General features: G+C 38.3%; 8 protein-coding genes. All 8 read right to left on the reverse strand.

Annotated features, from left to right (window positions below):
* Nucleotides 1-527: 527 nt before the first annotated feature.
* On the reverse strand, nt 528-2,438 hold the full coding sequence (locus BUA72_RS07650; protein ID WP_072922408.1) for a lanthionine synthetase LanC family protein: 1,911 nt from the start codon (nt 2,436-2,438) through the stop codon (nt 528-530).
* The gene (locus BUA72_RS07655) at nt 2,416-3,291 is read right to left on the reverse strand and encodes a thiopeptide-type bacteriocin biosynthesis protein (RefSeq protein WP_072922409.1); all 876 of its coding nucleotides are present in this window, start codon (nt 3,289-3,291) and stop codon (nt 2,416-2,418) included. The genes BUA72_RS07650 and BUA72_RS07655 overlap by 23 nt, the downstream gene beginning before the upstream one ends.
* Before the next feature lies 1 nt (nt 3,292).
* Nucleotides 3,293-5,944 carry a lantibiotic dehydratase gene (locus BUA72_RS07660; RefSeq protein ID WP_072922410.1) on the reverse strand — a complete coding sequence of 884 codons (2,652 nt, stop codon included), beginning with the start codon at nt 5,942-5,944 and terminating at the stop codon, nt 3,293-3,295.
* A gap of 9 nt (nt 5,945-5,953) precedes the next feature.
* On the reverse strand, nt 5,954-8,173 hold the full coding sequence (locus tag BUA72_RS07665; protein ID WP_072922523.1) for a peptidase domain-containing ABC transporter: 2,220 nt from the start codon (nt 8,171-8,173) through the stop codon (nt 5,954-5,956).
* A 463-nt stretch (nt 8,174-8,636) separates the two neighbouring features.
* Nucleotides 8,637-8,984, reverse strand: coding sequence for a DUF4377 domain-containing protein (locus BUA72_RS07670; protein WP_047451477.1), 348 nt, complete (start codon nt 8,982-8,984; stop codon nt 8,637-8,639).
* A gap of 874 nt (nt 8,985-9,858) precedes the next feature.
* Nucleotides 9,859-10,215, reverse strand: coding sequence for an Mpo1-like protein (locus BUA72_RS07675; protein WP_072922411.1), 357 nt, complete (start codon nt 10,213-10,215; stop codon nt 9,859-9,861).
* A 142-nt stretch (nt 10,216-10,357) separates the two neighbouring features.
* Nucleotides 10,358-12,034 (reverse strand): APC family permease, encoded by a 1,677-nt coding sequence (locus tag BUA72_RS07680; protein WP_072922412.1) that lies wholly within the window; start codon nt 12,032-12,034, stop codon nt 10,358-10,360.
* 114 nt (nt 12,035-12,148) lie between these two features.
* The gene (locus BUA72_RS07685; RefSeq protein ID WP_072922524.1) at nt 12,149-14,389 is read right to left on the reverse strand and encodes a CocE/NonD family hydrolase; all 2,241 of its coding nucleotides are present in this window, start codon (nt 14,387-14,389) and stop codon (nt 12,149-12,151) included.
* Between the last annotated feature and the right edge of the window lie 23 nt (nt 14,390-14,412).

Below are 14,412 nucleotides of genomic sequence, written 5' to 3' on the forward strand. Positions count from 1 at the left end.
TGTTTTAAAAACGCAAAGGTTTATTATAATGTCGGATAGTTTAAGATAAACAAAGAGAAAAATCAATCTTTGATTGATTCGATGAAGCTGCCGGATATACTGCATGTCTGGCTGTTTCCAATAAAAAACATTTTTAATGTTGTGGACAGTCATATCGGCCTAGGAAGCTGTAGCGTTAAAAAAATAAATATTGTGAACGTTAAGAAAATTCTTCTGTTCGAAGCGCGAGACTATCCTCGAATCGAATACCTCATATTGAATTCGCGCAAGTTTAGAATTTTTAGAGAACAAAATTTATTTTTAGCGGAAGATTCCAGCCTTGAACTTTTCGTTCTTTTGTTTCAAGACAAAAGGACATAAAAAATAAAAAACTTTATGCTTGTGAGATATTCGTGTCATTAGTGCAAAACATTAGTGCTATTCGTGTTTAAATTTTAAACCACAAATGGCACAAATGAGTTCACGAATATCACTATAATGACAAATATATTAGTGTCATTAGTGCAAAACATTAGTGTAATTTGTGTTTAAATCATTCTTATAAAAAAGCTCTTCAGCAACTCCACAAGCTGCTCTAACACCTTCTCCTTCATCATCTCTTTATCTCCTTCTGAATATTGAAAACACTCCACCAATTCATCAATACTTAATGGGCTTTCCAACAGCTGAAGAACCGCTGCAGGAAAAGGCTCTACCAGAAGATGAAACATTTCCTGATCTGTACTATAGAAAACATTGCTGTATTTTCCAGCTTTGGAATCTTTTGTTTGATCTTCCTTCCAGTTCCATTGAGTTTCATGGATATCAATGAATTGATTACGAATGAAACGTTTTTTCTGAAGTTTGGCTTCATCATTTTCTAAAAATTTTGCCAGTTCATTTTTTAGAATCATCAGCCGGGTTTGAAAACACAGTGCTCCTTTATGTCTTTTCCGGATGTTGATTTGTACTGTTTCCAATTGATGGATGTCTGAAATATAAACCACATCTTCTTGCGGTAAAGTACTGATGATATCTGCTAAGTTGTTTCCTAACCCTTCAATGGTCTGAGAATCATAGATAGATTCTTGAATTGAATTGAAATTCTTTAAAATCTCAATTGTTTTAGGATAAAACCGTTCAAAAAATGCTTTTTTAACTTTAAAACCTTTAAGAATATTATGGCTCTCAGTTTCACTGATGGGAAGTTGAGGATGAAGAATGGAATTCAAGGATTTACCCTTAATGATCGCCAATAAAGAAAGCCCGATGCCTGCTGTACCGGTCATCAGTCCAAGGTCTTCACTGTTTTGAATTCCCCATTCGGAATGCCCGTGCGATCTGCTTTTTTGTAGACCTTCCAGAACAATTTCTGTCGCAAATTCCGAGGCTTCTTTGTTGTCAAATACTTCGTTGTACTGTAACAGAAAATCGGAAAGTCCGCAATAGCCGCTGAACAGGATGTGATTTCGTTTAGATCTTGTCTTTATATCGTGCTTACATCGTTCAAATACTTTTCTACAGTCTTCTTTGTATACAGATTCAGCTGTAATTGTGAATGCCTGAATCCTAGCACTTCCAATTCCACAGGCTCCGTGCGCCCATGCATTGAGATCAAAATCTTCCTGAAGAAAAGTGTTTTTGTTCCAATCGAAAAGATTAGGGAGATGGTTCTTGGATTCTTCCCATCTTAAATCCATCCAGTTGTTTTGAGCAGGATCATAATACAGGTCTTCATATCGAAATGCCTGTTCGGCCAGCCAGATCAATTCTTCATTCTCAAAATATTTTCCAAGCTGGAGCAGACAGAATGCGATTCCTGAATTACCATGCGAAAAACCGCACAGAGAATCCATTGAAAGAAAATTGTTTCCCCACTTAATTCCAGCTTCTGCGACGAGTGATTTTTCCAAAAGGGTAGTGATCAATGCTTCAATGTCATTAACTAATTTCTGATCTTTTGTATAGTGATAAAGGCTGGCCATAACAATTAAAATCCCTGAAATCCCGATCAGCATATCTTCAGTCTGTTCCGTAAGTATTTTCTGTCTGTACATTTCATACAGATTCAAAGTTTGCTGGAGATACAGTTCTTTCCCAGTCACTCTGAACAGCTCTAAACCTAAGTAAATAATCCCGCTTATTCCATCGTAAAGACTGGGATTTAACAGGGTTTGATGCGTAGAATAACTGTATACTTTTGAAAAAGCTTTTTCTGCCGTTTCCAGATAATTTTCATTTTTGGTATGTTCATGAAGCGCCAGAAAAAACCAGGCAATACCACCGGTTCCATTCCATAAAGAAGGATTGAAAGTGAAAGAAAATTCCCCTGTTTTGGAATCGCGGGAGATTGTTTCCCAGTAAAAACCCTCATGGTCCTGTTTCATTTTTGACAGAAGGAAGTCACTGATTTCATCCAAGCCGGATTGCAGGTCATTAAGTTCTTGATTGGGTATCATAGTCTTTTATTAGAGGAATGGTTTTCAGGATTAAAAAAAGCAGGTAGGATTCTTCAGCATTGACAATTCCCAGCCGGTTATTGGTCATGTGAATAAAGCTGAGGAGCACTTCATCTACTACTTCCGAAGATAATTGAGCCTGAGTGTAGTCTTTCCAAACTTTTTCATTCACTTCCAGAAACTGCTGTAGAAAGGGATCGGTGGTAGTATCCAATGAGTTCCAGAATTCCTCAATACTTTCCTGCAGTACATTTTGATAAGCTTCAAACTGTTGTTGAAAAGCAGATAGCACCGTCTTTCGGTTTTGCTCCTGTTCATCCGGATTATCGCAAAAAGGGACCGGAAGCCAGCTTTGGACAAATTTATCACAGAGTTGTTGGCTATAGTTTCTGGAAAGCCGCAAACCTTTAAAAAATGCAAAGTGTGTTTTCAGGGCGAGAAGGTATCTTTCTGAAGCGGTTAATGGGTCATTTTGCATCAAATGATGCAGAACAAACCGGGATGATGCCCAGAACTGATCTTCAGCATATTTGATGGTATTGGCGTTGCCATATCTTTCTGTTTCCGGAATGTATTCTGCCTGCTTCAATTCCAGATGAACTTCGTTAAGATGTTCATATTCTGAGATATGTTCGTTTAAAATCGCGAGAAATAAAGTGGATTCTTCAGCATTTAAAAGTAATCGTAATCGGATGTGATAACCGTTTTCAAAATATCGGATAAAGAAAAACTTTACTTCTTTTTCCAGTTTTTCATTCATATCCAAAATAGAGGGATGTACGATTTCTTTCAGGAGATCATCCGCATTCCCGATGTGATAGATGTAGTAGGTTTTCCAGTGTTTTTGCATCATTCTACAAATTATACCATTGGATTAAATGTTCAGCAACTCTTTCCTGAGAGCTATTCACAGAGGGCAAGGCTTCTTCCATATAGATGTAAGAACCGGCTCTGTTTAAAAGTTTGATAAACAGCTGGAACAGTAAAGGCTGTTCAAAATCTATACATTGTGGCTTGTAGTCATCTCTGGTTCCGGTCGTTTTTTCAGAGGACAGATCTTCAGGAATGTTGGATGACTGCAAATAAAGAAAAACAGAGGAAGGCAAATTGTTTTGCGAAAGCCATTGATGAAAACGTAAAAAATAGATGCTGCTATTTTCATCTTTATTTTGACGGGGAATCACGTTGAGATTGATCAGCCATCCTTTACGCCGCAGGACAAGTTTCTCTTCAAAAACCATTCGAGGAAATATTTGAATATCCTGACTTTTAAACTGTTTGGAATAATGATTATCAATCGTTTTAATCAATGGAAAATAACTCACATAGGTACAGGGATTGAACAGGGACATCAGCTGATAAAGATTGGATCTGTTCGTGATGGTTTCCAGGCACAGGTCAAAAGCATAGACTTCTTTTTTTAGAACGGTATCCATCAGAAAAACCGAATCATTATCGGCATTGTATCCAACAGATATTCTGTCCAAAGGAATTTGCTGAGACTTTTTCATCTGTGTATTGGAAGCGGGCATTTTCACTTCATGATCAAGCAATGGCGGATGAATATTGGCATTAAAACTGGAATCATCATTAAGTTCGATAAGAAGCTGATCGGGAAATAAACGATTGTTGTGATGCCTGTGTTCTTCGGAAATTTCAGAATCAAATAAATGAAGAAATCTACCGCTCATTTTTCCCATTCCCTGCATCAGTCCGTTTACCACAGCTTTAGTTCCTGTTTCTGCCTGTTGATCAAAAAACTGAAGAAATGCTGAACCTGTCGGCGCAGAGTTATCGGATAAAGGAAGTTGGTCTAAGTTTTTCCTTTTAATCTGTATTTCATCAGACTGCTGTTCTTCCAACTGAAGATCTTTGCAGAAAATTTCAGACCATATGTTTTCCTGCTTCGGGCTGTCTTCCGTTTCAGATTCATTTTTATAACGGTAATATTCATGATAAAAAGTGACCAGAGAAACCTGCTGATCCTTGCTGTAAGTGGAGAGAAAGAATTCCTTAACGTTCTTTTTTTCCGTACCCCGGATGTCGAAAGCAGTTAAACGGCTGGTCAGATCAGATAATAATTGACCCAATTCATTAACTGTACTTTCATCGACCGTATTGATTTGATCAGTGTAAGCATCTTCGTAAATAAAACCTTCCTGCCTGTAATCGACCGGGATGTAAGGAAGCTTTTCAAAACCCTCTCCGTTCCTGTATTTTTCGAGAATATCATCAAGTACATTTTTGATTTCCTCTTTCGGAAGTTTAACGATGCCGGCCTGATTTTCAAGGTCTGAAATAGTGCTGTCAAAAATCTTTGAGGTATTGTTCAAAAGAAGCTCCCGGGAAAAAAGATCTGCAGTTACAAATTTATTTTTGGCCTCTTGCAGTATGAGAACAAGCTCGTAAACCTGCGCCGCAGCTTCATTCGTTGTTTTGTATTGCTCAAGAAATGTTAAAAGGTGTGTATCCCAGTCCGGATCAATCTCAGAACATTCCAAAGTCAGTTCCAGAAATCCTGAATCAATCAGTTTTAAGATATAATGCCGTAATTCTGAAACATCCGCTTCAATTTGATTGGAAAGAAGTTCAATGAAGGACGACAGAGAAATATTTTCTTCTGAATGATGGATCAGATCTTTGATATACTGATTAACAGGTGTCGCCTGAATTTCCTGGAAAACCTCAATATTAGCACAATTCATGAGAAAACTGAACCTGCCTTCATGTTCTGTAATACTGCTGTTGGTATTCACAAACAGTAATCCCTGAAGATATGGATGTCTTTCCATGAGCTTTTTGATGCGTTTTAACAGTTTATTGTTCAGTCTTATTTTACAGTTTACAATGCCCGGCACTGATGAAATAGGTGATTGATTATCCGGAACCATTTGGGTAAGGCCTAAATACGTAAATGTGCTGAATGGAGATGTTTTATAAGTCATCCGGGTAAGATAACGCAGCACACTGAATTCAATGCGTTCGCTGTCTTTATTGCGTGATTGTACATCTGCATTGGTAAAACTATCCAGCTGTTCATACAGATCTTTACTCGAAAGCAAAACTCCGTTTCTGAACGCATATTCTTCGGTCAGCTTTTGAATATTGTGTCGGTGAGTCCATAGATAATCATTGAAATATTTCTCCCAATACTGCCCGAATTCCCTGCATTTTTCACCTGCATTCAGCCATTCTTCCCAGGTTTCTTTGAAAGCATTAAAAGTTTCTGCAGGTATTTTCTGTAACAAAGCACTAGCGTTGGATCGCCTATTGTACACCGAGCGTTTCAGATTGAGCAGCAGCTTTCGTTCCTGATCATCAGATGCCTGTTGAATAAGCGTAAACATTTCATCACACAGCTTTTCATTACAATGCTGATCATGCTCAATAGACGTTTGCCATTGATTCCATTGATTTTTAATTTCCGGGATTTTCAGTGCATTCAGGCTTTGTACGGGTAAAGCGGCATACCGTGTAAAAATGTGGGGTAAAATAGTCAGGCTCATGTTCAAAATTTATTTTCCGAGTTCAAGTTGATTTTTAACTAAGTGATAATAAGCTCCCTTTGATTGGGTTAAGGTTTCATGCGTGCCCTGCTCAACAATATGTCCTTTATCCAGCACGATGATATTATCTGCATGGACTACCGTACTTAACCTGTGGGCAACAATCACGACTGTTCTGCCCTGAAAAAATCGGTTTAGGTTTTCAACGATCAGTCTTTCGTTGTTGGCATCGAGAGAATTGGTGGCTTCATCCATAAATATATAATCCGGCTGGCGGTAGATGAGTCGCGCGATAAGGAGTCGCTGTTTTTGCCCTTCACTGAGTCCGGTTCCTTCACTTCCAATCTGGGTTTCATACGAAAAGGGAAGGCTTTCAATGAACTCCTGCATATTGACCATTTTACAGGCATTTTTTACCCTGATCATATCTTTTTCCGGACTTCCTACCCAGATATTTCCGGCGATGGTGTCTGTAAAAAGGAAAGAATCCTGCATGACGGCTCCACATTGTCTCCGCAAGCTTCTGGCATTAATAATCTTGAGATCCTGCCCGCAGAAAGTAATCACTCCCTTCGTGGTATTAAAAAATTTAAGCAGCAGTTTTAACAATGTAGTTTTTCCGCTCCCGCTCATTCCTACAATAGCGGTTACTTTTCCGGCAGGAATAGTTAATGATACATTATGCAGTACATCGGGGGACAATTTTCCATACCGGAAACTAACATCCATTAATTCGATGGAGCCTGAATTTCCTTTATGTAAATCCAGAGTAGAGTGAGCATCTTCAGTTTCTTCGTATTCCACTTCTGAAATACGCTGCAGACTGAATTTGGCGGTTTGCATGGAGCGTATAAAATCTGAAAGCTGGTTGACCGTACCGTTTAATGAACCATACATATACGTAATAGCAAGCATAGCTCCAAGAGTCAGACTGCCGTTAATGACCAGAGAAGCGGTTAAAAAAGTAGTTAGTACACCAGTGGTTTCATTGATAAAAAGAGCTACACCCTGTATTCTTTGATCCAGTTTCAGGTTTTCCATTTTCACTTGGTAGGTTTCTTCCTGCATGGTTTTCCATAACTGGTTTTTTTCCTGCTCTGCTCCGGTTAGCCTTATTTCTGTCATCGCTTCGAAGGTTTCAATCTGGTGGCGCTGAGCGTTCGCAAGAAGGCTGAAAGTCCGCTGATCCAGACGTCGTCTTTTCTCTTCAAAAAGATTGGTCCAAAGCACACTTATCGTACTGGCCGCAAGAAACAGGACGAAAAGTTTCCAGTTATAATAGCATAACAACCCACCATTAACGATAAGAATGATAATGGAAAGTCCGGCGCTTACGCAGTTTTTAGTCAGAAATTCCTCTACACGCTGGTTATCGTAGATCCTCTGTAAATTGTCTCCACTGCTTCTGTATTCAAAGAAAGAAAGCTTAAGCTGCATGAGTTTGTCTACGAATTCGTAGATAAGTTTGATACTGATATTCATACCTAACTTAAAAAGAATCCGACTCCGAAAGAAATCGGTTAAAATTCTCCCTGTAAACAAGAGAAGCTGTCCTGCACAGATCAGAGATAATATTCCGATGTCCTTTTTAGAAACCGCCTGATCTACCACAGCCTGAGTTAATAATGGAATAGCCAGTGTCAAAAGAGTAGCTGCCAAAAGCGCGGCTATGACATAAGAAATACTCCTGTGGTCATTGATCTTTTTCAGTAAAGAAAAGAGGCTGACCGATGGATCCGGCTGATCTTTAATTTGATTAAAGATTTCTGTCTGCTCAACAAATATGGCGATTCCTTTATTTTCCTGTCCGGGACCTATCCAGTGCTCCATAAAATCATGGATGGTATAGCGCATATTCTTTCCCAATGCGGGATTTCCGACGTAAGCATGTTTCTCAGTAAGATGCCACAGCACGACGAAATGGTTATGATCCCAGTGAAGGATGCAGGGGAGTGGTGCTTTTTCAGACAAGATCTCCAGACTGAGTTCAGCTGCTAATGTTTTGAGTCCAAGCTGTTCTGTCGCGTGGGTAATTCCGGAGACGGAAGTTCCCTGGCTTCGTACATCGCACAGGTCTCGCAGATGATTTAATGACAGTTCTTTTCCGTAATAGGCGGTAATCATTTTTAGGCAGGTCGGTCCGCAGTCCATGGTGTCCAGCTGCCGGAAAAAAGGGTAGTGTTTTCCTTTAAAATAAGAGGAAATTCGTTTCAGTACTTTATTCTCCATTGTCATTCATCCTACGTTGGGTTGGTTGAGTATAAATTTTAAAATCGCAATATTGTTGCTAATGCAATTATGTTGCAATTTATAAAAAATAACAGTACCAGCGTTTATTTCTTCAATTAAATCTGAAGATTTTGATCATTGAATGTTTGGCTTTATTTAAAAGGCTGAAAAAGAAATACGTTTGAACGGAAGTCCGAAGTGAGAAAAACTGGGAGTATTAGAAATATTCTGATGAAGGGAATGGATATATAATAAGTTTAATATTTCTCGCGGATTAATCAGATGATGCAGATTTTTCCTTTTAATCTGCTATATCCGTATCATCTGCGAGAGCATATTATTTTTGCTTAGTTCAAATTTTACGTCTGATTTGAAAGGCATGAAATATCTTTAAGAATACAGACTCTGTAGATATAAAGGAGTGGAAAATAAAAACTCCCGAAATTTTCGGGAGTTTTTGGTCTTATTTTTTGGTTTTGGAAACCTCTTTGATCAGTGTGTATTTTATTGATGATCCGTCAGCTGGCGGATTGGCAATCTTTTCCGTTTTTACTTTTAAAACATATTCATATCCAGGCTCATACGTAAATCCTTCGATGTTCGTATAGAAATTGGTCCAGCTTTCTGAAGCTTTTTCTTTTACCTGCAAACACTTCATAGGCGCTACTCCGGTACAGTCTGCAGTTTCAGGTCCTACGATGAACGTTTTTTCGTCAGCTCCGGCAGTGTTTGCCGTAGTGGTACATTGTGTCATTGCGAATAGTGCTGCTGCAGGAAGAGCTCCTTTTAGAATGGTTGCTATAATTTTCATAAACTTTATTTTACACCTTAGTTCGCAATTAGTGTGCCGAAGTTTTTGCCGAAATTTTTTCATTATTTTTTAGTTGACAATGAATTAATTTGAGCGCTTCTAAAAATGTAATCAAAGAAAACAAATACCACATTATACTATGAATATTCCGATTCAGATTGAAAATTACAAAATTTTAAAAACTGAAATATGGGTAGGAAATATCACGGATCAAGAGCTGATTAACAAATAAAAGATTCTGAATTTGCCACAAAACAGATTGACGAAGGAGAGATATTTTCTCTAAAATCATCATAAAGTAGGGAGGCAGCAACTTCGGAATAGGGATTGATATGATAGAAACCGGCTTAATGAATAATATTAAGTTTAACTTTAATAAGAAGTTTAAATAAATTTGATATTCAGTATTTTGTGTTGAATATTTAAAGTTGAATTTAATATTGGGGTTTTATGTTTCGGCTGCCGGAGGCCGCCGAAACCTAAAACTTCATATCCTCCATATTGGGATGAATGGGATCTTTAAAAGAACTTATTTCCTATAAAATAAACCGTAAAAATCTCTGATTTTTAAAACTTAAATGTAAAATTTTTTTATCCTCATTTAATACGGGAATACAGAACCATTAAGAGCATTTAAGCGTTTAAGAATATTAAGAAAAGCTTTGCTGTAGCAAACACAACTTAAAAATATCATTTGATTTTTTCTTAACTTTTATCATCTCCTTCACTCATCTTAATGTTTAAAAAAGCGTACAATAAGAATCTATGGGAAACAGAAAATCAAAGATTTTCATAAACTTAAGTGTACTTTATATGCGCAAGATATTTAAGCTTATAATAACTTAAGTGCTAAAAAACTTTTGTGGTAAAAAAATTAATATACATCCTCAGAAACATCACCATCTTTTGGTTTCGGAGCTATTCCTCTGAATTTCTGCTTACCGATCAGCAGCTCAAAAAACAGCCTGAAATCTGAAATCAGTGACCATAGTGGATATTTGAAAGTAGCTGGCTTATTTCGCTCGATAACAGCATGACTGAACCACGCAAACCCGTAACCAAAGATAGGAATATACCACAGAAACCTTTCTTTCCCTGAACTGATGACATACCAGATGACAAGAAATACCAGAAGGGTACCAATAAAATGAAAGATCCTCGTTCCTGTTTTACTGTGCTCGGTAAGATAGAACTGATAAAATTCTCCGTATGTTTTTATTCTGTCTGACATGGCCAATTAGTTTATAGTTTCTATCGAGATCTATGCAATAATTCTGCCGATTTTTAATGAAACGATCGAAATCTAAAAAGGAAAAAGGCAAATCTGCGGATATGCAAATTTGCCTTTTATGATGTTATTTATAAATCAATGTTTATACTGATTCCTTTCTAAGCTTACTGTGTTTGTAACCGTAGCAGAAATAGATCACCAGACCCAGTGCAAACCAAAGTCCGAACCAGAACCAGTTCTCATGACTCATTCCTGTAAGAAGGTATAAACAGGAGCTTAAACCGATCAAAGGAATTAAAGAGAAATTCTTAATAAAGGTAAAAACACAAAGTACCAGATTGATCAGGATGAAAACGAAAATGGACGCTCTGAATTCACCTTCTTTAGGATCACTCCAGTCCGTTAGGCTGGTGAAAAACTCTGGCTGCCAGATATAGAAACCGATTAATCCACCGATGAAAATCACCGGGAATATGATCTTACCATTAATATAAGGAAGGTGGAATCTGCCTTTGATCTTCTCTTTAGCTGGAAGCATTAAAACTCCGGCGCATACCAGTACGAAAGCGAAGATAGTCCCGATACTTGTGAAATCCAGGATGAATGTTTTATCTGTAAACAGGATAGGAATCCCCACTGCAATACCTGTAATAATGGTCGCAAATGAAGGTGTTTTATATTTTGGATGTACCGTCTTGAATTTTTCAGGCATCAGTCCGTCACGGCTCATTGCGTACCAGATTCTCGGCTGTCCCATTTGGAATACCAATAATACCGTGGTGATGGCCACAATCGCGACGAAAGAAACCACAAGTTCCATCCAGGCTACATTGGCATTAGATTTTTCGAATATGAATGAAAGCGGGTCTCCGATACCATCGAACTTCCTGTAATCAACCATTCCTGTCAGTACCAGTGTTAAAGCAATATAGATTACTGTACAAAGCACTAAAGAAATGATCATCCCTTTCGGAAGTGTTTTCTGAGGATCTTTGGTCTCTTCGGAAAGAACGCTTAACGCATCAAAACCGATGTAGGCAAAGAAAACTCCTGAAACGGCACTCATGACTCCTGCAAAACCGTTCGGCATGAAGGAAGCGACTTGAGTTTCCGGATTGACAGGCGTCCAGTTTTCTGTATTGATATAAGCGAAGCCTACCAGAATCACTAAAACAATCACTGCCAGTTTTAAAATAACTAAAGAATTATTAAAGTTCTTACTTTCTTTCACTCCTACGTAACAAAGCCATGTGATAAGGCCGTTGATCACCAATGCGGGAAGGTCGAGAATGAATTTTAAATTACCGATCAGTGGTGCCGTATTCCATGCGCTTAACAGTTCTTTGTTCTCAGAACCGTTCTGAAAAGCTTTTCGGGCTTCGGTGTAGCTGCAGGTAAGATAATCAGGGATATGCATGCCCAGACGCTCTAAGAAGCTGGTGAAATAGTCGGACCAGGAAAAAGCCACATAAATATTCCCGAAAGAATATTCCATGATCAGTGCCCATCCGATCACCCAGGCAATAAGTTCCCCAAAACTGGCGTAAGCGTAGGTATAGGCGGAACCGGCTGTAGGAATTCTGCTGGCAAATTCAGCATAACATAAGGCTGTAAATCCACAGGCAAAACCACAAATTAAATATAGTAGAATAACTCCGGGGCCCCCTCTGAAAACTGCTTCACCTAAGCTGCTGAAACTTCCTGCTCCTATAATGGCCGCAATACCAAAAAAAACGATATCCCAAACACCTAAAACCCTTAAAAGACTGGTAGATGTATCTGTTTCTGAATAGTTTTTCCTTCTGAAAAGTTGATTCATTCAATATTTATATTTGAGTTTGAAAAAAAGCAAATGTAATCATTTTTTATTTTGGTGTTGGCTGTAATCATAATATTTCGTTAAAAAGGCTGAGGTTCTCATGGCTAAATGCCTTTATTCTTGGTAAATAGGTATTTCCACATAGCTGTTATTGTACCATTTTATTTCCAGCGGTTCTCCGGAATCTTTGATGGTTTCGTCACTTACATCTTTTCCGGTTCCGTAATTGATCTGCCAGCTTGGGATTTTGTTGACACCTACAAGTAAAACCAGTTTACTTCCCTTTTCTAATTTTTTGCTCATAAAAATGGAGTTTTTTATCGGGATCTGTTCTTCTTTACCCGGTACGAGGAGCTGACGTACAGCGTTGTTTTTCGCATAGCTCGCTCTTACCATATGGGTGGATAATAAGAAAGTCTTTCCGTCAGGCTTGATCTGATAAAGGGACATATCGGTATCAAAATCTTTTTTATTAATGGAAACATTGAAGAATCCGGCCGGATTTCCACTGAAGATAAGGTCTTTGTCTAAAACTTCACTTTCGAAATACATGGAGTTTGTAGTTTTCACACTGTCAATCTTACTTACCGCGTGATAAGTGTCTTTTTGATCTCTGTTTTTAAAATCAACCGTTTGTTTAACGAAGCTTTTCTCCGCGGGTTGAGTGAAAACCGATGCATTACCTTTACGATCCTGAAGATAAAACTTAAGCGTTGAAGTATGCATTTTATCCAGAGTAGGAGCATGTTTCCATGTATTGGTATTCATCACCTGGAAATTGATCCTGTCTTTTAAAAGTTCCGGTTTCTTCCCGTCTTTCATAATATAATCAAACCAGGAAAAAGCAAGGTCATCAATACTTATTCTCGCTGCAGGATCAATAGGATTTCCGTTGACGTGGGTATATCCGAAGCTTTGTGCTCCACCGTGATCATAAGGACCGATCACCAGATAATGATTGGCATTTTTGTTATATTGATGATGCTCTTTGAAATAGTACAGTGCCCCGATCTGGTCATCATCATAATAGCCTGTAGTCGTCAGGATAGGAATATTGATTTTGGCGAAGTCTTCTTTATAAGGAACCATTTTTTGGTAGTATTCGTCGTAGCCGGGATGATCCAGCCATCTTTGAAATATCTTGCTTGGCTTCCCGCTGATGGTATCCAGAGCTCTGAATGATTTTCCGCTTTTGTACCAGGCCGTATTAATAGAATCCCATTTTTTACCATTATTGAAATCTGCTTCATCTGTAAGCTTATTGTTCGTCACATACTGGATCCATTGAAGCATATAGCTCATGAAAATATTATTTTGGGCAGGATAGTCTATTCCAATTCCTACGGCAACCTGTGGAACGATTGTTTTTAATGCAGGGTGTATTTTTTTTACAGCGGCCCACTGGCTGAAGCCCAGATAACTTCCACCGATCATTCCCACTTTTCCGTTGCACCAGGGCTGTTTGCTGATCCAGTCGATTACTTCGTAAATATCCTGAGATTCGTGTTCAAAAGGATTGTTTACATCATTGCTGTTTCTTTTGCCACGGGTATTCACAACGGCACCTACATAGTCGTAAACGGCTGCTCTTTTTCCGAAATAGCCATCAATAGGTCCTGCATAAATATTACTGCTGAGGACAACAGGAAGTGGTGACGTATTGGTTTTTTTTCTAATAATGGTGATCGTCAGGGTACTTCCGTTTTTGGTTTTAATATCCTTAGTTTCGGTAATGAATTTTTCCCCGTCTTTTGCGGCAACCAATTGCATGATCTGAGGTTTAGTGGAGGAGAAGGTTTTGTAATTCAGATAACTTCTGCATAAAGCCAGAGCGGATCCGTAATCTATACTGTCTTTATCTTTCTGCTTGTCCAGCGTTTCTTTCAGGGTTTTTCGCGCGGCTATGACATCGCCATCTACTGCAATACTTACTTTGGTGATCAGTTTATCCGGGAGACTTGCATATTTTGTATTGAAGGCTTTTTGGAGGGCATTCGGGAAAGAAATCTTTTCTTTTGCTTCGATTATTTTTGCCAAGCTGTAAAATTCGTAGGCAATATATTTATTCCCCACCATGTCATGATCTGCAAATTCCTTGCGGTAATCTGCTAAAGTGGCATTGGATTTTTTGTAATCTTTAGTAAGCAATTCTAAACGCAGAAGAATATCCAGATAAGCCAGTTTATTGGTTTGTTTAAGCTTCAGCAGTGGAGCCTGAGTCATGAGTTTTGATGCCAACTGGGGCATTTGTTTTTCCAAAATAAGACTATCAGTGACGGCTGTTTTCGGAAAATAAAACTTTTGAGCCTGTAGAAGGTTGACAAATATTAATGCTAAAAGTATTTTAATTTTCATGTAATGGTATGTTTTTAGCTGGT

Source organism: Chryseobacterium sp. OV279, assembly GCF_900128945.1.
Lineage (GTDB): Bacteria > Bacteroidota > Bacteroidia > Flavobacteriales > Weeksellaceae > Chryseobacterium.